Below are 14,668 nucleotides of genomic sequence, written 5' to 3'. Positions count from 1 at the left end.
ACGAAGAACTGATCGCGCCGACCGTTAGTCATGGAGGGCTGACATTGCTGCAAGCTGCTCTACACACCTGTTGCGCTCCGGGTCCTGCAAGTGTCGGTCACCGGCCAGGCTGGACCAGTGCGGCTGGCTGCGAGCTGCTTTAAGCGGTGCCGGCAGCTGTTCCTGCCGGGCCGCTATATCGGCGATTTGGATGCTTTCGCTGGCGGCGTGGCCGCGTTTGCGCAGTATTTCCAGCAGGTGCAGCTGGCGTGCTTGCAGCAGCAACAGGATGGCATCGCTGACGGTCAGCTCTTCATGACCCTGCGCCAGATGCAGCATGCGCTTGCCATAGCGGCGTGACCACTGCGCTGTGCCGCCAATCAGGCCGCCGAGCAAGGTACCCATACCCAGGGAAAAGCCACCGGTCATGACGTCGATGCCGAAACCGACAGCCGCACCGGCAGCCGCGCCACTGCCCAGCTTGATGCCGGCATCGGCCAGCGCCTCGCTGCTGAACAGGTCGGTGGACCAGCGGCCCGATTCTAGCGGCACTTCTGCGGCGCTGACTTCATTCTGGTCAAAGGCGTAAATATCCAGCAGCCGGGCAGTACAGGCCTGTTCGCGCTGGCGTACCCATTGCTGCAGGTGTTGCAGTTCGCTGGCGGCCTGTTCGGGCCTGACAGCCAGGCGGGCGGCGGCGACATCCACCAGCAATCCGGCGATTTGCAGCCGGGCCGCCTGGGCCCGCTGTCGACCTTGCTGCTGGTGCCAGGCCTGTAGTTCCTGCAGGGCGGCGCGGTGATCCTGGCGCAGCAGCGCCAGACTGTCATAGAGCCCCTGCTCACCATCTTCCGGTGGGCTGACGCTGTCAAAGCAGATAACGGCATGCAGGCTCAGCCGGGCCAGCGCTTCGCGCCAGGCAGAGGTTTGCTGCTGCGGGCTGTGCGTGAAATTGAGTACCGGTAGTAACGGCTTGCCACACATGTTGAGCAAGGCCAGCTCGTCACGGTATTTGGCCAGTACCGGTTCGCGAGCGTCGATCACGTACAGGGCTGCATCGGATTTGAGCAGCTGGCGCAGCACCTTGGCTTCCTGTTCGAAGCGCTGGCCGGCTGCGTTGCTGGAAAGAAAAAGCTCGATGCGTGCAGGGCCATCCAGTGCAGGGCCGGTTTCTGTCAGCTGACCTATATAGGCCAGCAGTGCCATGGCGTCTTCCAGGCCCGGAGTGTCGTACAGGTCCAGTACCGGCTGGCTGGCGGTGCCCAGCCGGACCCGCTCGACGTGACGGGTGGTGCTGTGACGGTGGCTGACTTCACCGAAGCTGCTGTCACGGGTCAGGGTGCGCAGCAGCGAGGTTTTGCCGACGTTGGTATGGCCAACCACGGCCAATTGCATGACGGGTGTTTTAGGCATGAGGGCTGCTTCCTGTCGTCAGCCAGGGGGCGCTGGTGCTGTGAGCGACCTGCAGCTGCGTGAGTGCCTGTTGCCAGCCTGACAGCCGTTGCGGGTCCTGTTCGGCATGCAGCAGCCAGACCTGCAGGTTGCAGCTGCGGGTCAGTTCGCTGATGAAATGCAGACTGCCCCGGTCTGGCGAGCGGCGGCTGTCGCAGGCCAGTACCAGTGCTTGCCCGGGTCGGGCTGCCAGTTGTTCCAGCAGGGCCTGCTGGGCTGCATAGCCATCCAGATTGCCCAGTTGCTGCAGGGAAGCAGGTAGGGCCAGCGGCCATTGCAGAGGATCCTCAAGTTCCAGCCCGGCCAGCAGGGCATGGCTGTGTGTGCCGCTGGCGGTTGCCGGTTCGGGCTGCGGTATCTGTTGCGGTGCCGGGTCGATAATCTGGCCGCTTTGCACCGCAGGTTGCAGGCGGGCATGCAGATAGGCCCAGTCGGCGGAGTTTTCATCCAGCTGCAGCCTGCGTTTGCCGCGCTGCCAGCGCCACTGGAAAAACACCGCCAGCAACAGGCGGGGCAGCAGACCATAGACCACCAGTACACCTATCAGCCAGCTGGCCCAGGTGCGACGGGACAGTTCGTCGCTCAGCAGCTGCTCGCCGCTGGCGCGGATCAGCTCGGCATCGGGCAGGGCAAAGCCCAGCCACTGGCCGGGCCAGCCCAAGGCTTGTACCAGGCTGACAAAGCTGTCCGGTTGGGCAATGGTGGTTTCCCAGACGAAGGCGTAGCGGTGGGTGCCAAGCAGCATCAACGAGGCCAGCAGGGCGGTGAGCAGCACCAGCAGCCACCAGCCGTGTGCCAGCCGGCTCAGGGCGGCGGGCAGCAGGTGCCGGCGACCCAGCAGGCTGAGCAGTGCGCTGGTTAGTCGGGCGGCGTGAGGACTACGGCTGATATGTCCGGTCAGGTCCAGTGGCAGTTGCATGAACCAGGAGGGTTGCCCGGGGCGAAACAGCATGCCGGCCAGCCAGAACAGTAATGTAACCAGATGCAGGCCCAGCAGTCCGAATAATGCCCAGACTACATTGATGGTGTCGGCCTGCCGGCTCAGGGCAGTACTGGCCAGTCCGTAGCCGGTCAGCAGGGCCAGCGCGGTCAGCGCCAAGCCCAACCAGCGGGCGGCGCTCAGCCAGTTCTGCAGTGCGCCGGTCAGCCCTTGCTGGCGGGCCAGCGTCAGGTTGCGTAGCTCGATACGCTGTTGCAGCGACTGACCCTGTTGACGGGCCAGACGGCAGGCTTCGCTGTCTTCCAGCAGGGGATGATGCTGCTCATGCAGGCGGATGCCTTCGCATAGCCACAGGCGTTGCAGGGGGGAAAGCTGCTCCAGATCGGGGGCAGCCGAAGCGGTGTTATGCATAAATTATATAAAGCATTGTTCAGAACCTGTTTAAGCGGCATCATGACGCTCATGTTGAATAAAGCAGAGCCTGTCGATGTCGAGTTTGCCTTTGTGTCTTATTGTAGCCGCTACCCGTAACCGGGTCATAGGTCGTGATAATGCCATGCCCTGGCACCTGCCTGAAGACTTGCGCTATTTCAAGGCGCGGACGCTGGGCAAGCCGGTGATCATGGGGCGGAAAACCTGGGAGTCGCTGGGCCGCCCGCTGCCGGGCCGGCTCAACATTGTGGTCAGCCGCCAGCCGGACTTGCAGCTGGACGGAGCCGAGGTATTTGCCGACCTGACCGGCGCGGTTGAACGTGGCCGGAAATGGGCGGAGGAGCAGGGCGTGGACGAGGTGATGCTGATCGGCGGCGGCCAGCTTTATCACCAGGCGTTGGCACAGGCCAGCCGGGTGTACCTGACCCGCATCGAGCTGGAGCTGGAAGGTGATACCTGGTTTCCGCAGCTGCCGTTTGACGAGTGGCAGCGTGTGGACGCCCAGCCGCAACCGGAACTGGATGGCCGACCGGCCTATACCTTCGAAGTGTGGGAGCGCCGGGAGCCGGCGCAGTAGGCGGCAGATAAAGAGTTGCCTGTAGGTGCGAATTTATTCGCACCTACAAGATGGAAAGACCGGTCAGGCGGTGCATTGTTTCAGGTAGCCGGCTGCATCCAGCAGTTGTTCGATTTCTGCCGGATTCGCAGGCTGCATGCGATAAAACCAGCTCTGGTACGGGTGGGTATTGATGCCTTCCGGCGCGTCCACCAAGCCCTCGTTGACCTCGGTGACCGTGCCGCTGATGGGCGCGTGATAGTCCGAAGCGGCCTTGACCGACTCGACCACGCCAGCCACCTGGCCGGCGGTCAGCTGGCTGCCCTGTTCAGGCAGTTCCAGATAGACGATGTCTCCCAGGGCTGCCTGGGCATGGTCGGTAATGCCGAGGGTTACGGTACCGTCGGCTTCCAGGCGGAGCCATTCGTGGGTGGCGGCATAACGGAGTTCTTCGGGTGCAGTACTCATGGCGATAGTCTCTTGTTGTTGATTGTCAGATCAGAATCTTGCCGTGACGGACAAAGCGCGGGCGCACAATCCGTACGGGGAACCAGCGACCGCGAATTTCCACTTCGCCGCGCTCGGCTGTGTTGACCGGTACCCTGGCCAGCGCAATGGCCTTGCCCAGGGTGGGAGAAAAGCTGCCGCTGGTGATGGTGCCTTCACCGACGCTTGCGATGCGCACGGGCTGGCCATGGCGTAGCACACCGCGCTCTTCAAGCACCAGGCCGACCAGTTTTTCGCTGATGCCGTGAGCCAGCTGTTGCTCCAGTGCGCTGCGGCCGATGAACTCGCGCTCTGCCGGCTCCATTGCCACCACATGATGCATGTTGGCCGAGTAGGGACTGATGTGCTCGTCCATGTCGTTGCCGAACAGGGTGAAACCGGCCTCAAGGCGCAGGGTGTCGCGGGCACCGAGGCCGATGGGGGTAATGCCGGCACCGATCAGTTCGTTGAAGAAGTCCACCGCCTGGCTGGCCGGCAGCAGTATCTCGATGCCGTCCTCGCCGGTGTAACCGGTACGGCTCAGGAACCAGTCGCCGTCACAATGGCCGTGATAAGGCTGCAAACCGCCGATGATCTGTACACGGCCGGAGTTGAGCACGCTGCCCAGACGTTCGATGGTATTCGGGCCCTGCACGGCAAAGTGGGCCAGATCGTCGCGCGGGCGGATGGTCACGTCCAGTCCGGCGGCATGCTGTTGCAGCCAGGGTTGCACTTTATCGCGGGTGAAGGCGTTGTTGATCAGGCGGAAGCCGTCATCCATGCGGAACACGATCAGGTCGTCAATCACCCCTCCCTGTTCGTTGAGCATGGCGCTGTAATGGCCGGCACCGGCTTTCTGCAGCAGGGTCACATTGTTGCTCAGGACCTTAAGCAGCAGTGATTCGGCATCGGGGCCGGTAATGTCCGTGGTGCTCATGTGCGAGGCGTCAAAGACCCCACAGTCGTTGCGTACCTGGTGATGCTCTTCAACCTGGGAGCCATAGTGCAGGGGCATTTCCCAGCCGTGAAAGTCGATCATTTTGGCACCCAGAGCCAGGTGCATGTCATACATAGGGGTGTGTAGTCCCATGGGAACTCCTGATGGGCTTTGACTATGCCAACAATGCAATCCGCTGGTACAGCGTGTACCGGCTGCATCGCCAGGCTGCAAGTATAACCTTTAGCTGCGGGGCTTCAAATTTCTTGTTGGTAATAGATGCGTCGCAGATGACCACGGCAAGAATTCCGGTGAGTATTTTTTGTTTCATGACGACTGGTCGGGCCTGTTGTCGGGTGGTGCGACAGGATATTTATACCCAAATTGGTCCTGTTTTGTACCCACGAATGCAGATTGCGTTTACTGGGATCGGCTCCCAGACTTCTGCCTGTCGGTCAGGCTGACATTGGTATTACACATGGTATGGGTGTGTTTCTGAGTGTTGCTGCACAGCCTGGCTTTTACCGGTTTACAGGGAGTTATTGGGTATGGTTATGAAAATGATGCGTCCATTGTGCTATGCATGGCTGGTTGCGCTGCTGCTGCCAGCAGCTGCGCTGGCCGATGTTGCACTTCCCGAAATGATAGATCAGGCAGGTTTGCAGCGCATGCTAACGCAACGCATGATCAAGGCGTATGCGCAAATATTGACCGATATTGATCCTGTGGAGGCAAAAAAACAGCTTGAAGATGCTGCTGCCCTGTTTGACAAGCAATTAGACCAGCTGGCCAGGAATGCGCGTAGTGAGCCTGTACAGACGGCACTGCAAGAAACCGGGCAGTTGTGGAGGGAGTTCAGGCTCGTTTTGCAAGGTCCGGTTGGCCAAGAAAGCTTACAAGCTTTACTGGTATTTGATGCCCCTTTGCTCAATGCAACCAATGATGTGGTGCTGAAACTACAGGAGGAATCGGGAACGGTACCTGCCAGGCTGGTCAATACTGCGGGCCGGCAACGCATGCTGTCACAACGCATAGCCAAACTCTATATGCTGGCCAGCAGCGGATTTCATGATACCGAACTTGATCAGCAAATGCTGAGTGCACGTTATGAGTTTGAAGGAGCATTGGCATATTTGCAGGCTGCTCCAGAAAATACGCGGGAAATACAACAAGGCCTAACAGAAGTAGGGCGGCAGTGGGTTATATTTCGGACCAGCTTCCAGCTGAACGAAGAAGGAGGTGAGAGAAAATATATCCCGTTTTTGGTGGCTCGGGCTGCCGAAAAAATTCTCATGAATATGGATCAGATTACTGCGCAATATGTGGAGCTGGATAAATAAAGTCAGAGGCTATCTGCGTACCGGCCATAACAGGCTGCAGACGAACCAGGCGGCGGCGCACACCACGATCGAAGGCCCGGCTGGCGTATCCAGATGCCAGGACATGGCCAGCCCGGCGCAGACCGCGGCCATGCCCAGCAGGGTAGCGATCAGCACCATCTGTTCGGGGCTGCGGGCATGCCGCTGGGCGGTGGCGGCAGGGATGATCAGCAGCGAAGTGATCAGCAGCACGCCGACAATCTTCATCGCCACACCGATCACCAGGGCCATCAGCAGCATCAGGGCCAAACGCAGGCCGGCTACCGGCACGCCCTCGACCCGGGCCAGTTCTTCATCTACGGTCATGGCCAGTAACGGCCGCCACAGCCACAGCAGGCCCAGCAATACCAGCATGCTGCCGGCGAGGATGCCGATCAGGTCACTGCCGGTGACCGAGAGCAGATCGCCAAACAGGTAGCCCATCAGGTCCACCCGCACCGACTCCATGAAGCTGAGCGTGACCAGCCCCAGCGACAGGGTACTGTGTGCCAGAATGCCCAGCACCGTGTCCGAAGCCAGTGGCTGGCGTTGTTGCAGGGTAACCAGCAGCAGGGCCAGCAGCAGGCTGCTGATCACCACCGCCAGTGCCGGCTGCACATCCAGCAGCAGACCGATGGCCACACCGAACAGTGCCGAGTGCGACAGGGTATCGCCAAAGTAGGCCATGCGTCGCCAGACCACAAATGCGCCCAGCGGGCCGGCCACCAGTGCCAGCGCCAGACCAGAGAGCAGGGCGTAAAGAAGAAACTCAGGCATGGGTGCAGTCCGGTCCGTGGTCGTGGGGTTTGCTGTCGTCCAGCACGCAGCCGTGCAGGTCGTGCTGATGGTCGTGGGCGTGGTGATAAACCGCCAGATCCCGCGCTGCCTGGTCGCCAAACAGGGCAACGAAGGCCGGATGGTGGCTGACCTGTTCCGGCTGGCCGCTGCAGCACAGGTGACGGTTGAGGCACAGCACGCGGTCGGTGGCGCGCATCACCAGATGCAGGTCGTGAGAGACCATCAGTACGCCGCAGCCATAGCGTTCGCGCAAACGGCCAATCAGGTTGTACAGCTCCAGCTGGCCGTTGACATCGACACCCTGTACCGGTTCGTCCAGCACCAGCAGCTGCGGCTTGCGCAGCAGGGCGCGGGCCAGCAGCACCCGTTGCAGTTCGCCACCGGAAATGCGCTGTAGCGGGCTGTGATACACCTTGAGTGCACCGGTTTCCTGCAGAGCGGTTTTGATCTCTGCCGCCTTGACGCCCGGCACCAGTTGCAAAAAGCGTTTCACCGTCAGGGGCAGGGTGGCATGTACTGCCAGCTTTTGCGGCATGTAGCCGATGCGCAGTCTGGGCGTGCGCCAGAGTGTACCGCTGTCCAGTGGCAGCAATCCGAGCAGCACCCGTACCAGCGTGGTCTTGCCGGAACCGTTGGGACCAACTAGGGTGACGATCTCGCCCTGCTGCAACTCCAGGCTGACGTCTTCCAGGGCGGGTTGACCGGCAAAACTGACGCAGCCATGTTCAAGCCGGATCAATGGCTGGCTCACGCGTGCCCCCTGCAGGGTGCGCACACTCCGGACACTTCGACGACTTGTTGTTCGACCAGAAAGCCCAGCTCGGCTGCTGTCTGCTCCACCGCTTCGTCAATGGCGTCATGCGGCAGCTCGCGGGCTACCTTGCAGAGCCGGCAAATCAGGAAATGGCCCTGGTGGGCCTGGTGCGGCCGGTCGCAGCCGATGAAGGCATTGAGTGAGGCGAGCCGGTGGATCAGGCCGTTGTCGAGCAGAAAGTCCAGTGCCCGGTAGACTGTGGGCGGCGCTGCCGGGCGGCCGTCCTCCGCGCTGAGTTGCGCCAGAATGTCATAGGCTCCCAGTGGCTGGTGGCTTTGCCAGACCAGTTCCAGTACCCGTTTGCGGATGGGGGTCAGCCGCAGGCCGCCACGGTTACACAGCTCGACGGCAGTGGCCAGTGCCTGCTCGATGCAGGCCTGGTGCCCATGATGCGGGCACGGAGCGGCTGGAGGAGAAATATTTTTTGACATGACTTGATTATTTCCAGAATCGAAACGTTATTATATAACAACTTTTGACTGAGGAAACCTCCGTGTACCGTTTTTTACCCATGATTGTATTGCTGGCCTGTAGCCAGTCCGTGCTGGCAGCGCCTGAAGTGCTGACCAGTATTCAGCCGCTGCAGCTGATTGCCCAGCGCATCCTGGGCGAGCAGGGCCGCAGCGAGGTGCTGTTGCCGCCGGGAGCTTCGCCGCACGCGTTCAGCTTGCGCCCCTCTGACAGCAAGCGCTTTGCCCGGGCGGACGCGTTCTTCTGGATTGGTCCCGATATGGAAAATTTCCTGCTCAAGTTGGTCGACAGCCGGCCACAGCACAGCCATGCCATGCAGCAGCTGCCGGGGCTGGAGTTGCTGCATTACGATCAGGAACATAACCACGATCACGATCACGATCACGATCACGATCACGATCACGATCACGATCACGACCACGACCACGACCACGACCACGACCACGACCACGGGCATGACCATGACCATGACGAACATGTCGGCAAGGCGCAGTCCGGGCTCAGGCAGCACGATCACCACCATCAGCCCGGCGGGCTGGATGCGCACCTGTGGCTGTCCACCGCCAATGCTCGGGTAATCGCAGCGTTCATGGCGCAGGAGTTTGCCCGTCTGCATCCGGCGGCGGCTGAGCACTACCAGGCCAATCTGCAGGCGTTCAACCACGAGCTGGGTACACTGGATGTGGAGCTGCACGAACTGCTGCAGCAGGTGCGTGGCAAACCGTTTTTTGTCTTTCACGAGGCCTTCAATTACTTCGAGCACAGTTATGGCCTGCAGCATACGGGCGTGTTTGCGCTGAGTGCCGAGGTCCAGCCTGGCGCCCGGCATGTGCAGGACATGCGTGAAGCGCTGGAACAGGCCGGTGCCAGCTGCATCTTCACCGAGCCTCCGGCGCCGCCACGGCTGGCGCACAGCCTGGCCAGGGGGTTGACGGTACACCTGCAGGAACTTGACCCGCTGGGCAGTCGGGCCGACAGCTATGCCGGGCTGATGCGTAGCATGGCGGCAGCCATGCACCAGTGCCTGGAGCCGCTCTAGCTGTTGTCAGGCGGAGCCTGCTCGGGGACAATAGGCCGTCATTTTTCTCAAGCAGGGCCTGATCATGAAAAAAGCACTTTGCGCCGCCGCCATGGTTGCCGCCGTTACCACCGCCGCCTGTGCCGCCGTTTCCCAGCAAAAGCTGGCTGATGTCGCCCCTTATCCGGCTGCGCAGGAAGGCTACCAGCGTCATGTGATCTGGCTGCCACAACAGGCTGACGAAGACCTGTACAAACTGGAAATCGTCCCTGGGCAGCTGATGCAGACCGACTGTAACACCCGCGCCATGGCCGGCACCCTCAAGGAGCGCACCCTGGAAGGCTGGGGCTATACCTATTACGAGTTGAGTGATGTGCAAGGGCCGATGAGCACCATGATGGCCTGTCCGGACAACAGCACCGTGGAGGCCTTCGTGCCGGTGCGCGGTGACGGCACCTTCCTGCGTTACAACAGCAAGCTGCCGGTGGTGGTGTATGCGCCGGACAACATCGAAGTGCGTTACCGCTTCTGGGCGGCCGACACCGTACTCAAGGTAGCCGGGAAAGAATAATGTAGGTGCGAATTTATTCGCACAAAATATTCGGGCTCCCTGCGCGAATACATTTGTACAGAGCAAGGCTGCCGGCTGCCGCAACAGGCAGGCAGCCCAAGGAACACAAGTGATCGAATTTCAACAGGTCCACAAGGCCTACACTGTACAGGGCCGGCAGATCCCGGCGCTGCAGCCCACCGATCTGCATGTCCGGCGTGGTGAGGTCTTTGGCCTGATTGGCCACTCCGGTGCCGGTAAAAGCACCCTGCTGCGTCTGATCAACCGGCTGGAAGAACCCAGCGGTGGCCGTATCATCATCAATGGCATCGAGGTGACCGCGCTGGATGCAAATGGTCTGCGCAGTTTTCGCCGCTCCGTGGGCATGATTTTCCAGCATTTCAATTTGTTGGCCTCGAAAACCGTGGCCGAGAACATCGCCATGCCGATGAAACTGGCTGGCGGGCACGGCAGCGCTGACATTGCGCAACGGGTCCGTGAATTGCTGGTGCGGGTCGGACTGTCCGAGCACGCGCAGAAATACCCGGCGCAGCTGTCCGGCGGCCAGAAGCAGCGTGTCGGCATTGCCCGCGCGCTGGCAACCGGTCCGGACATTCTGCTGTGTGACGAAGCTACCAGCGCGCTGGACCCGCAAACCACGGCCCAGGTGCTGCAATTGCTGGCCGAGATCAACCGCGAACTGGGCCTGACCATTGTGCTGATCACTCACGAAATGGACGTCATCCGCCGCGTCTGCGACCGGGTCGGCGTGATGGATGGCGGCGTGATTGTCGAGCTGGGTGATGTCGCCGATGTCTTTTTGCCCCCGCAACATCCGACTACCATCAGCTTTGTTCAGGAAAGCGAGGATGACGATTTTGTCACCGATGAAGACTGGCAGCAGGTGCAGGGCAGCATCGTACGCCTGACCTTCCTCGGCGAAAGCACCTATGCGCCGGTGCTGGGCCGCGTTGCCCGCGAGACCGGCATCGACTACAGCATCCTCGCCGGCCGCATCGGCCGCATCAAGGATCAGCCCTGCGGTCAGCTCACCGTTGCCCTGAGTGGCAGCGAAAGCCAGGCCCTGGCCGCCCGTGAACAGTTGCAGGCCGCCGGCGTAACCCTGGAGGTGATCCGCGCATGAGTGCAATGTTCGTCAATATTGACTGGTACGAAATCTGGCTGGCGACACTGGACACCCTGCTGATGCTGGGCGGTTCGCTGCTGTTTACCGTGTTGCTGGGTTTGCCGCTGGGCGTGCTGCTGTTTTTGCTTGGTCCGCGTCAGCTGTTTGCCCACCGTGGCGCCTATGCCGCACTGTCACTGGTGGTGAACGTGCTGCGCTCGCTGCCGTTCATCATTCTGCTGATCGTGATGATTCCCTTCACCGTGCTGGTGACCGGCACCTCGCTGGGGGTGGCCGGCGCCATTCCGCCACTGGTGGTGGGGGCCACGCCGTTCTTTGCCCGGCTGGTGGAAACCGCGCTGCGCGAGGTGGATCGCGGCATCATCGAGGCTGTGCAGTCGATGGGCGCGACCACCGGCCAGATCATCTGGAATGCCCTGTTACCGGAAGCCCGGCCGGGAATCATCGCGGCAGTTACCGTGACCGCGATTACCCTGGTGTCCTACACGGCAATGGCCGGTGTGGTCGGGGCCGGTGGTCTGGGTGACCTGGCGATCCGTTTCGGCTACCAGCGCTTCCAGACGGATGTGATGGTGGTTACGGTCGTGCTATTGTTGGTGCTGGTACAAATCCTGCAAATGCTGGGCGACCGCCTGGTGGTGCACTTTTCCCGCAAATAAGAATGGTCTGCAGCCCGTGCAAGTTGCCGGGTGCCGGACGAAAACCCAAGGAGTCTTCAATGAAAAAAACACTGTTGCTGGCCGCCGCACTGAGCGCCTTTTCCCTGACTGCGCAAGCAGAAAAACTGCAGGTTGCTGCCACGCCGGTGCCGCACGCCGAAATTCTCGAATTCGTTAAACCGGCGCTGGCTGAGCAGGGCATCACCCTGGAGGTCAAAGTTTTCACCGACTATGTACAGCCCAACGTGCAGGTATCCGAAGGCCGCCTGGATGCCAACTTCTTCCAGCACCAGCCCTACCTTGACGAGTTCAATGCCGCCAAGGGCACCAAACTGGTCAGCGTCGCCGGCATCCACATCGAGCCGTTTGGCGCGTATTCCCGCAAGGTGACCAGCCTGGCTGACCTGAAACAGGGTGCCCAGGTAGCCATTCCCAACGATGCCACCAACGGTGGTCGTGCGTTGCTGCTGCTGCAGAATGCCGGCGTGCTGACCCTGAAAGCGGATGCAGGCATTACCGCCTCACCACGTGACATTGCCGACAACCCGAAAAAACTGCGCGTGCGCGAGCTGGAAGCAGCCACCGTGCCACGGGTGCTGGACCAGGTTGATGTGGCGCTGATCAACACCAACTACGCGCTGGAAGCCGGCCTGAACCCGCAGAAGGATGCGCTGGCAATCGAGGGTGCCGACTCTCCTTATGTCAACATCCTGGTGACCCGCGAAGACAACCAGCAGGCCGAAGCCGTGCAGAAGCTGGTGCAGGCACTGGGCAGCGATGCAGTGCGTGATTTCATCAATGAAAAGTACAACGGTGCCGTCATTCCGGTGTTCTGAGTCTCTGTTCCGGGGCGGCTTTCTGCCGCCCCTTTTCGTTCACCTGCAACCAAAGGATGCAGGCTGGCGCGTCATGCAAACGTCTAATGTCTGGTGCGATTGGCACTATCTTGGCTTACTTGATTGCTATCAAGCACATTTGCAACATTAAGTTTCTATGATGAACCTGCAAATTTTCCCAGGAGGCATCGCATCATGTCTGAAACATTCACCAAAGGTATGGCGCGGAATATTTATTATGGAGGCAGTCTGTTCTTCATTTTGGTGTTCCTTGCGTTGGCATACCACACAGAGAAAACCATTCCCGAGCGTACCAATGCTGATCAGCTGACAGAGGCGGTGATTCGCGGAAAACACATTTACGAGTCCAACAACTGCAGCGGCTGTCACTCCCTGCTGGGTGAGGGTGCATACTTTGCCCCCGAACTGGGCAACGTATTCCATCGTCGCGGCGGCGAAGCAGGCTTCAAGTACTTCCTGCCCGCATGGATGAAGGCGCAGCCGACCGGTGTTCCCGGCCGTCGCCAAATGCCGCAATTCAACCTGACCGATCAGCAGCTGTCCGACCTGACCGAGTTCCTGGAGTGGACTGCGAAAATCAACACAAACGACTGGCCACCCAACATCGAAGGCTGATGCCTGGATGATTTGTTGCTTGTTTGTGCAAATTTGAATTGCCTGTAAGTTGGAGGACGGATTATGTCCAGTCAAACCCTGTTCAAATTTGAGTCACAGAAGGTGGCCAAACCCTATTTTGTGTTTGCGCTGATGCTTTTTGTGGGTCAAATCCTGTTCGGCCTGATCATGGGCCTGCAGTACATCATCGGAGACTTCCTGTTTCCGCTGCTGCCTTTTAACGTTGCCCGCATGGTGCACACCAACCTGCTGATTGTCTGGTTGCTGTTCGGCTTCATGGGTGCGGCCTATTACCTGATTCCGGAAGAAGCCGACCGCGAGCTGCACAGCCCGAAACTGGCCATCCTGATGTTCTGGGTATTCGCCGCTGCCGGTGTGCTGACCATTCTCGGCTACCTGTTCGTGCCTTATGCCACTCTGGCCGAAATGACCGGTAACAACATACTGGCCACCATGGGCCGGGAGTTCCTTGAACAACCCTTGCCAACCAAGGTGGGGATTGTCGTGGTCGCCCTGGCATTCCTGTACAACGTTGGCATGACCGTGCTGAAAGGCCGCAAGACTGCCGTCAACGTGGTACTGATGACCGGTCTGATCGGTCTGGCGCTGCTGTTCCTGTTCGCCTTCTACAACCCCGAGAACCTGTCCCGTGACAAGTACTACTGGTGGTACGTGGTTCACCTGTGGGTTGAAGGTGTCTGGGAACTGATCATGGCTTCCATCCTGGCCTACGTCCTGATCAAGATCACCGGTGTTGACCGTGAAGTGGTCGAGAAGTGGCTGTACGTCATCGTTGCCCTGGCGCTGATCTCCGGCATCCTGGGTACCGGTCACCACTACTTCTGGATTGGTGCACCTGGCGTCTGGCTGTGGGTCGGTTCGATCTTCTCCACCCTGGAGCCACTGCCCTTCTTCGTGATGGTGCTGTTCGCCTTCAACATGATCAACCGTCGCCGCCGTGAGCACCCGAACAAGGCTGCCGCCATGTGGGCCATGGGTACTGCCGTGATGGCATTCCTGGGCGCTGGCGTGTGGGGCTTCCTGCACACCCTGGCTCCGGTCAACTACTACACCCACGGTGCGCAGATCACTGCGGCACACGGTCACATGGCCTTCTACGGTGCCTACGCGATGATCGTCATGTGCATCATCTCCTACGCCATGCCCAAGCTGCGCGGCATTGGTGAAGCGCCAAGCAACAAGGCCCAGATCATGGAGCTGTGGGGCTTCTGGCTGATGACCATCAGCATGGTCTTCATCACCCTGTTCCTGACTGGTGCCGGTGTGGTTGAAGTCTGGCTGCGTCGTTTGCCTGAAAGCGGTGCTGCCATGTCCTTCATGGATACCCAGGACCAGCTGATGCTGTTCTACTGGCTGCGCCTGATCTCCGGCGTGGGCTTCCTGATCGGCCTGATCTGCTACCTGCTGAGCTTCAAGAAGAGCTTGCAGACTGCTGCAGATGACCGTCCGGTGCCTCTGCCCGCAGAGACAGCCTGATAGCTGAGTGAAACTACGCCGGGTTCGCCCGGCGTAGTTTTTTCAGGGGCTTTCGTAGAGCCATCCGGTAGATGGCTGCATGAAGATTCCTGGAACCTGTAG

At 60.2% G+C, this 14,668-nt stretch carries 16 protein-coding genes; 9 read left to right on the top strand and 7 right to left on the bottom strand.

The features are described 5' to 3' along the window. Window positions 1-24: 24 nt before the first annotated feature. A complete protein-coding gene (locus tag AR306_RS09130; protein ID WP_206167988.1) occupies window positions 25-1,392 on the bottom strand; it encodes a DUF3482 domain-containing protein in 1,368 nt (455 codons plus the stop codon). Then, window positions 1,385-2,782 (bottom strand): DUF2868 domain-containing protein, encoded by a 1,398-nt coding sequence (locus AR306_RS09125; protein ID WP_101497258.1) that lies wholly within the window; start codon window positions 2,780-2,782, stop codon window positions 1,385-1,387. The genes AR306_RS09130 and AR306_RS09125 overlap by 8 nt, the downstream gene beginning before the upstream one ends. Before the next feature lie 76 nt (window positions 2,783-2,858). Between AR306_RS09125 and AR306_RS09120 the strand changes: the two genes are divergently transcribed. Further along, on the top strand, window positions 2,859-3,380 hold the full coding sequence (locus AR306_RS09120; protein WP_101497257.1) for a dihydrofolate reductase: 522 nt from the start codon (window positions 2,859-2,861) through the stop codon (window positions 3,378-3,380). A 63-nt stretch (window positions 3,381-3,443) separates the two neighbouring features. Here AR306_RS09120 and gcvH read toward each other — a convergent pair whose 3' ends face one another. Both gcvH and gcvT read right to left on the bottom strand, forming a co-directional pair. Then, entirely contained in the window at window positions 3,444-3,827 is a 384-nt protein-coding gene (gene gcvH / locus AR306_RS09115; RefSeq protein ID WP_101497256.1) for a glycine cleavage system protein GcvH, read from the bottom strand. A 25-nt stretch (window positions 3,828-3,852) separates the two neighbouring features. Then, the gene (gene gcvT, locus AR306_RS09110) at window positions 3,853-4,935 is read right to left on the bottom strand and encodes a glycine cleavage system aminomethyltransferase GcvT (protein ID WP_101497255.1); all 1,083 of its coding nucleotides are present in this window, start codon (window positions 4,933-4,935) and stop codon (window positions 3,853-3,855) included. A 395-nt stretch (window positions 4,936-5,330) separates the two neighbouring features. On the opposite strand from gcvT, the gene AR306_RS09105 reads away from it, so the two are divergent. Beyond that, complete coding sequence (locus tag AR306_RS09105; RefSeq protein ID WP_101497254.1) at window positions 5,331-6,122, top strand: type IV pili methyl-accepting chemotaxis transducer N-terminal domain-containing protein; 792 nt, start codon at window positions 5,331-5,333, stop codon at window positions 6,120-6,122. A gap of 9 nt (window positions 6,123-6,131) precedes the next feature. Here AR306_RS09105 and znuB read toward each other — a convergent pair whose 3' ends face one another. Genes znuB through AR306_RS09090 form a run of 3 tightly spaced genes read right to left on the bottom strand, consistent with a single transcriptional unit; the run spans window position 6,132 to window position 8,183 of the window. After that, complete coding sequence (gene znuB / locus AR306_RS09100; protein WP_101497253.1) at window positions 6,132-6,917, bottom strand: zinc ABC transporter permease subunit ZnuB; 786 nt, start codon at window positions 6,915-6,917, stop codon at window positions 6,132-6,134. Then, a complete protein-coding gene (gene znuC, locus AR306_RS09095) occupies window positions 6,910-7,689 on the bottom strand; it encodes a zinc ABC transporter ATP-binding protein ZnuC (protein ID WP_101497311.1) in 780 nt (259 codons plus the stop codon). Before znuC ends, znuB begins: the two co-directional genes overlap by 8 nt. Continuing rightward, window positions 7,686-8,183, bottom strand: a complete 498-nt coding sequence (locus AR306_RS09090) for a Fur family transcriptional regulator (protein ID WP_101497252.1) — start codon at window positions 8,181-8,183, stop codon at window positions 7,686-7,688. Before AR306_RS09090 ends, znuC begins: the two co-directional genes overlap by 4 nt. Window positions 8,184-8,245: 62 nt before the next feature. Between AR306_RS09090 and AR306_RS09085 the strand changes: the two genes are divergently transcribed. The 7 genes from AR306_RS09085 to AR306_RS09055 all read left to right on the top strand — a co-directional run bounded on the left by AR306_RS09085 (window position 8,246) and on the right by AR306_RS09055 (window position 14,566). Next, on the top strand, window positions 8,246-9,262 hold the full coding sequence (locus AR306_RS09085) for a zinc ABC transporter substrate-binding protein (RefSeq protein WP_240622525.1): 1,017 nt from the start codon (window positions 8,246-8,248) through the stop codon (window positions 9,260-9,262). Between the two features lie 64 nt (window positions 9,263-9,326). Then, a complete protein-coding gene (gene eco, locus AR306_RS09080; protein WP_101497250.1) occupies window positions 9,327-9,812 on the top strand; it encodes a serine protease inhibitor ecotin in 486 nt (161 codons plus the stop codon). A gap of 109 nt (window positions 9,813-9,921) precedes the next feature. Then, the gene (locus AR306_RS09075; protein WP_101497249.1) at window positions 9,922-10,935 is read left to right on the top strand and encodes a methionine ABC transporter ATP-binding protein; all 1,014 of its coding nucleotides are present in this window, start codon (window positions 9,922-9,924) and stop codon (window positions 10,933-10,935) included. Continuing rightward, complete coding sequence (locus tag AR306_RS09070) at window positions 10,932-11,597, top strand: methionine ABC transporter permease (RefSeq protein ID WP_101497248.1); 666 nt, start codon at window positions 10,932-10,934, stop codon at window positions 11,595-11,597. The genes AR306_RS09075 and AR306_RS09070 overlap by 4 nt, the downstream gene beginning before the upstream one ends. Before the next feature lie 59 nt (window positions 11,598-11,656). Then, window positions 11,657-12,433 (top strand): MetQ/NlpA family ABC transporter substrate-binding protein, encoded by a 777-nt coding sequence (locus tag AR306_RS09065; RefSeq protein WP_101497247.1) that lies wholly within the window; start codon window positions 11,657-11,659, stop codon window positions 12,431-12,433. A gap of 195 nt (window positions 12,434-12,628) precedes the next feature. Next, a complete protein-coding gene (locus AR306_RS09060) occupies window positions 12,629-13,069 on the top strand; it encodes a c-type cytochrome (RefSeq protein WP_101497246.1) in 441 nt (146 codons plus the stop codon). A 63-nt stretch (window positions 13,070-13,132) separates the two neighbouring features. Further along, the gene (locus AR306_RS09055; RefSeq protein WP_101497245.1) at window positions 13,133-14,566 is read left to right on the top strand and encodes a cbb3-type cytochrome c oxidase subunit I; all 1,434 of its coding nucleotides are present in this window, start codon (window positions 13,133-13,135) and stop codon (window positions 14,564-14,566) included. Window positions 14,567-14,668: the final 102 nt, after the last annotated feature.

It is taken from the genome of Thiopseudomonas denitrificans, from assembly GCF_002866065.1.
Taxonomy (GTDB): domain Bacteria; phylum Pseudomonadota; class Gammaproteobacteria; order Pseudomonadales; family Pseudomonadaceae; genus Thiopseudomonas; species Thiopseudomonas denitrificans.
The sequence above is the reverse complement of the archived record's forward strand: the minus strand, read 5'-3'. Positions and strand labels throughout refer to the sequence as shown.

Bases quoted from the DNA above. Each gene is read 5' to 3' on its own strand.
- AR306_RS09130 (WP_206167988.1), bottom strand. From the start codon at position 1,392: ATGCCTAAAACACCCGTCATGCAATTGGCCGTGGTTGGCCATACCAAC.
- AR306_RS09125 (WP_101497258.1), bottom strand. From the start codon at position 2,782: ATGCATAACACCGCTTCGGCTGCCCCCGATCTGGAGCAGCTTTCCCCC.
- AR306_RS09120 (WP_101497257.1), top strand. From the start codon at position 2,859: ATGTCGAGTTTGCCTTTGTGTCTTATTGTAGCCGCTACCCGTAACCGG.
- gcvH (WP_101497256.1), bottom strand. From the start codon at position 3,827: ATGAGTACTGCACCCGAAGAACTCCGTTATGCCGCCACCCACGAATGG.
- gcvT (WP_101497255.1), bottom strand. From the start codon at position 4,935: ATGGGACTACACACCCCTATGTATGACATGCACCTGGCTCTGGGTGCC.
- AR306_RS09105 (WP_101497254.1), top strand. From the start codon at position 5,331: ATGGTTATGAAAATGATGCGTCCATTGTGCTATGCATGGCTGGTTGCG.
- znuB (WP_101497253.1), bottom strand. From the start codon at position 6,917: ATGCCTGAGTTTCTTCTTTACGCCCTGCTCTCTGGTCTGGCGCTGGCA.
- AR306_RS09090 (WP_101497252.1), bottom strand. From the start codon at position 8,183: ATGTCAAAAAATATTTCTCCTCCAGCCGCTCCGTGCCCGCATCATGGG.
- eco (WP_101497250.1), top strand. From the start codon at position 9,327: ATGAAAAAAGCACTTTGCGCCGCCGCCATGGTTGCCGCCGTTACCACC.
- AR306_RS09070 (WP_101497248.1), top strand. From the start codon at position 10,932: ATGAGTGCAATGTTCGTCAATATTGACTGGTACGAAATCTGGCTGGCG.
- AR306_RS09065 (WP_101497247.1), top strand. From the start codon at position 11,657: ATGAAAAAAACACTGTTGCTGGCCGCCGCACTGAGCGCCTTTTCCCTG.
- AR306_RS09060 (WP_101497246.1), top strand. From the start codon at position 12,629: ATGTCTGAAACATTCACCAAAGGTATGGCGCGGAATATTTATTATGGA.
- AR306_RS09055 (WP_101497245.1), top strand. From the start codon at position 13,133: ATGTCCAGTCAAACCCTGTTCAAATTTGAGTCACAGAAGGTGGCCAAA.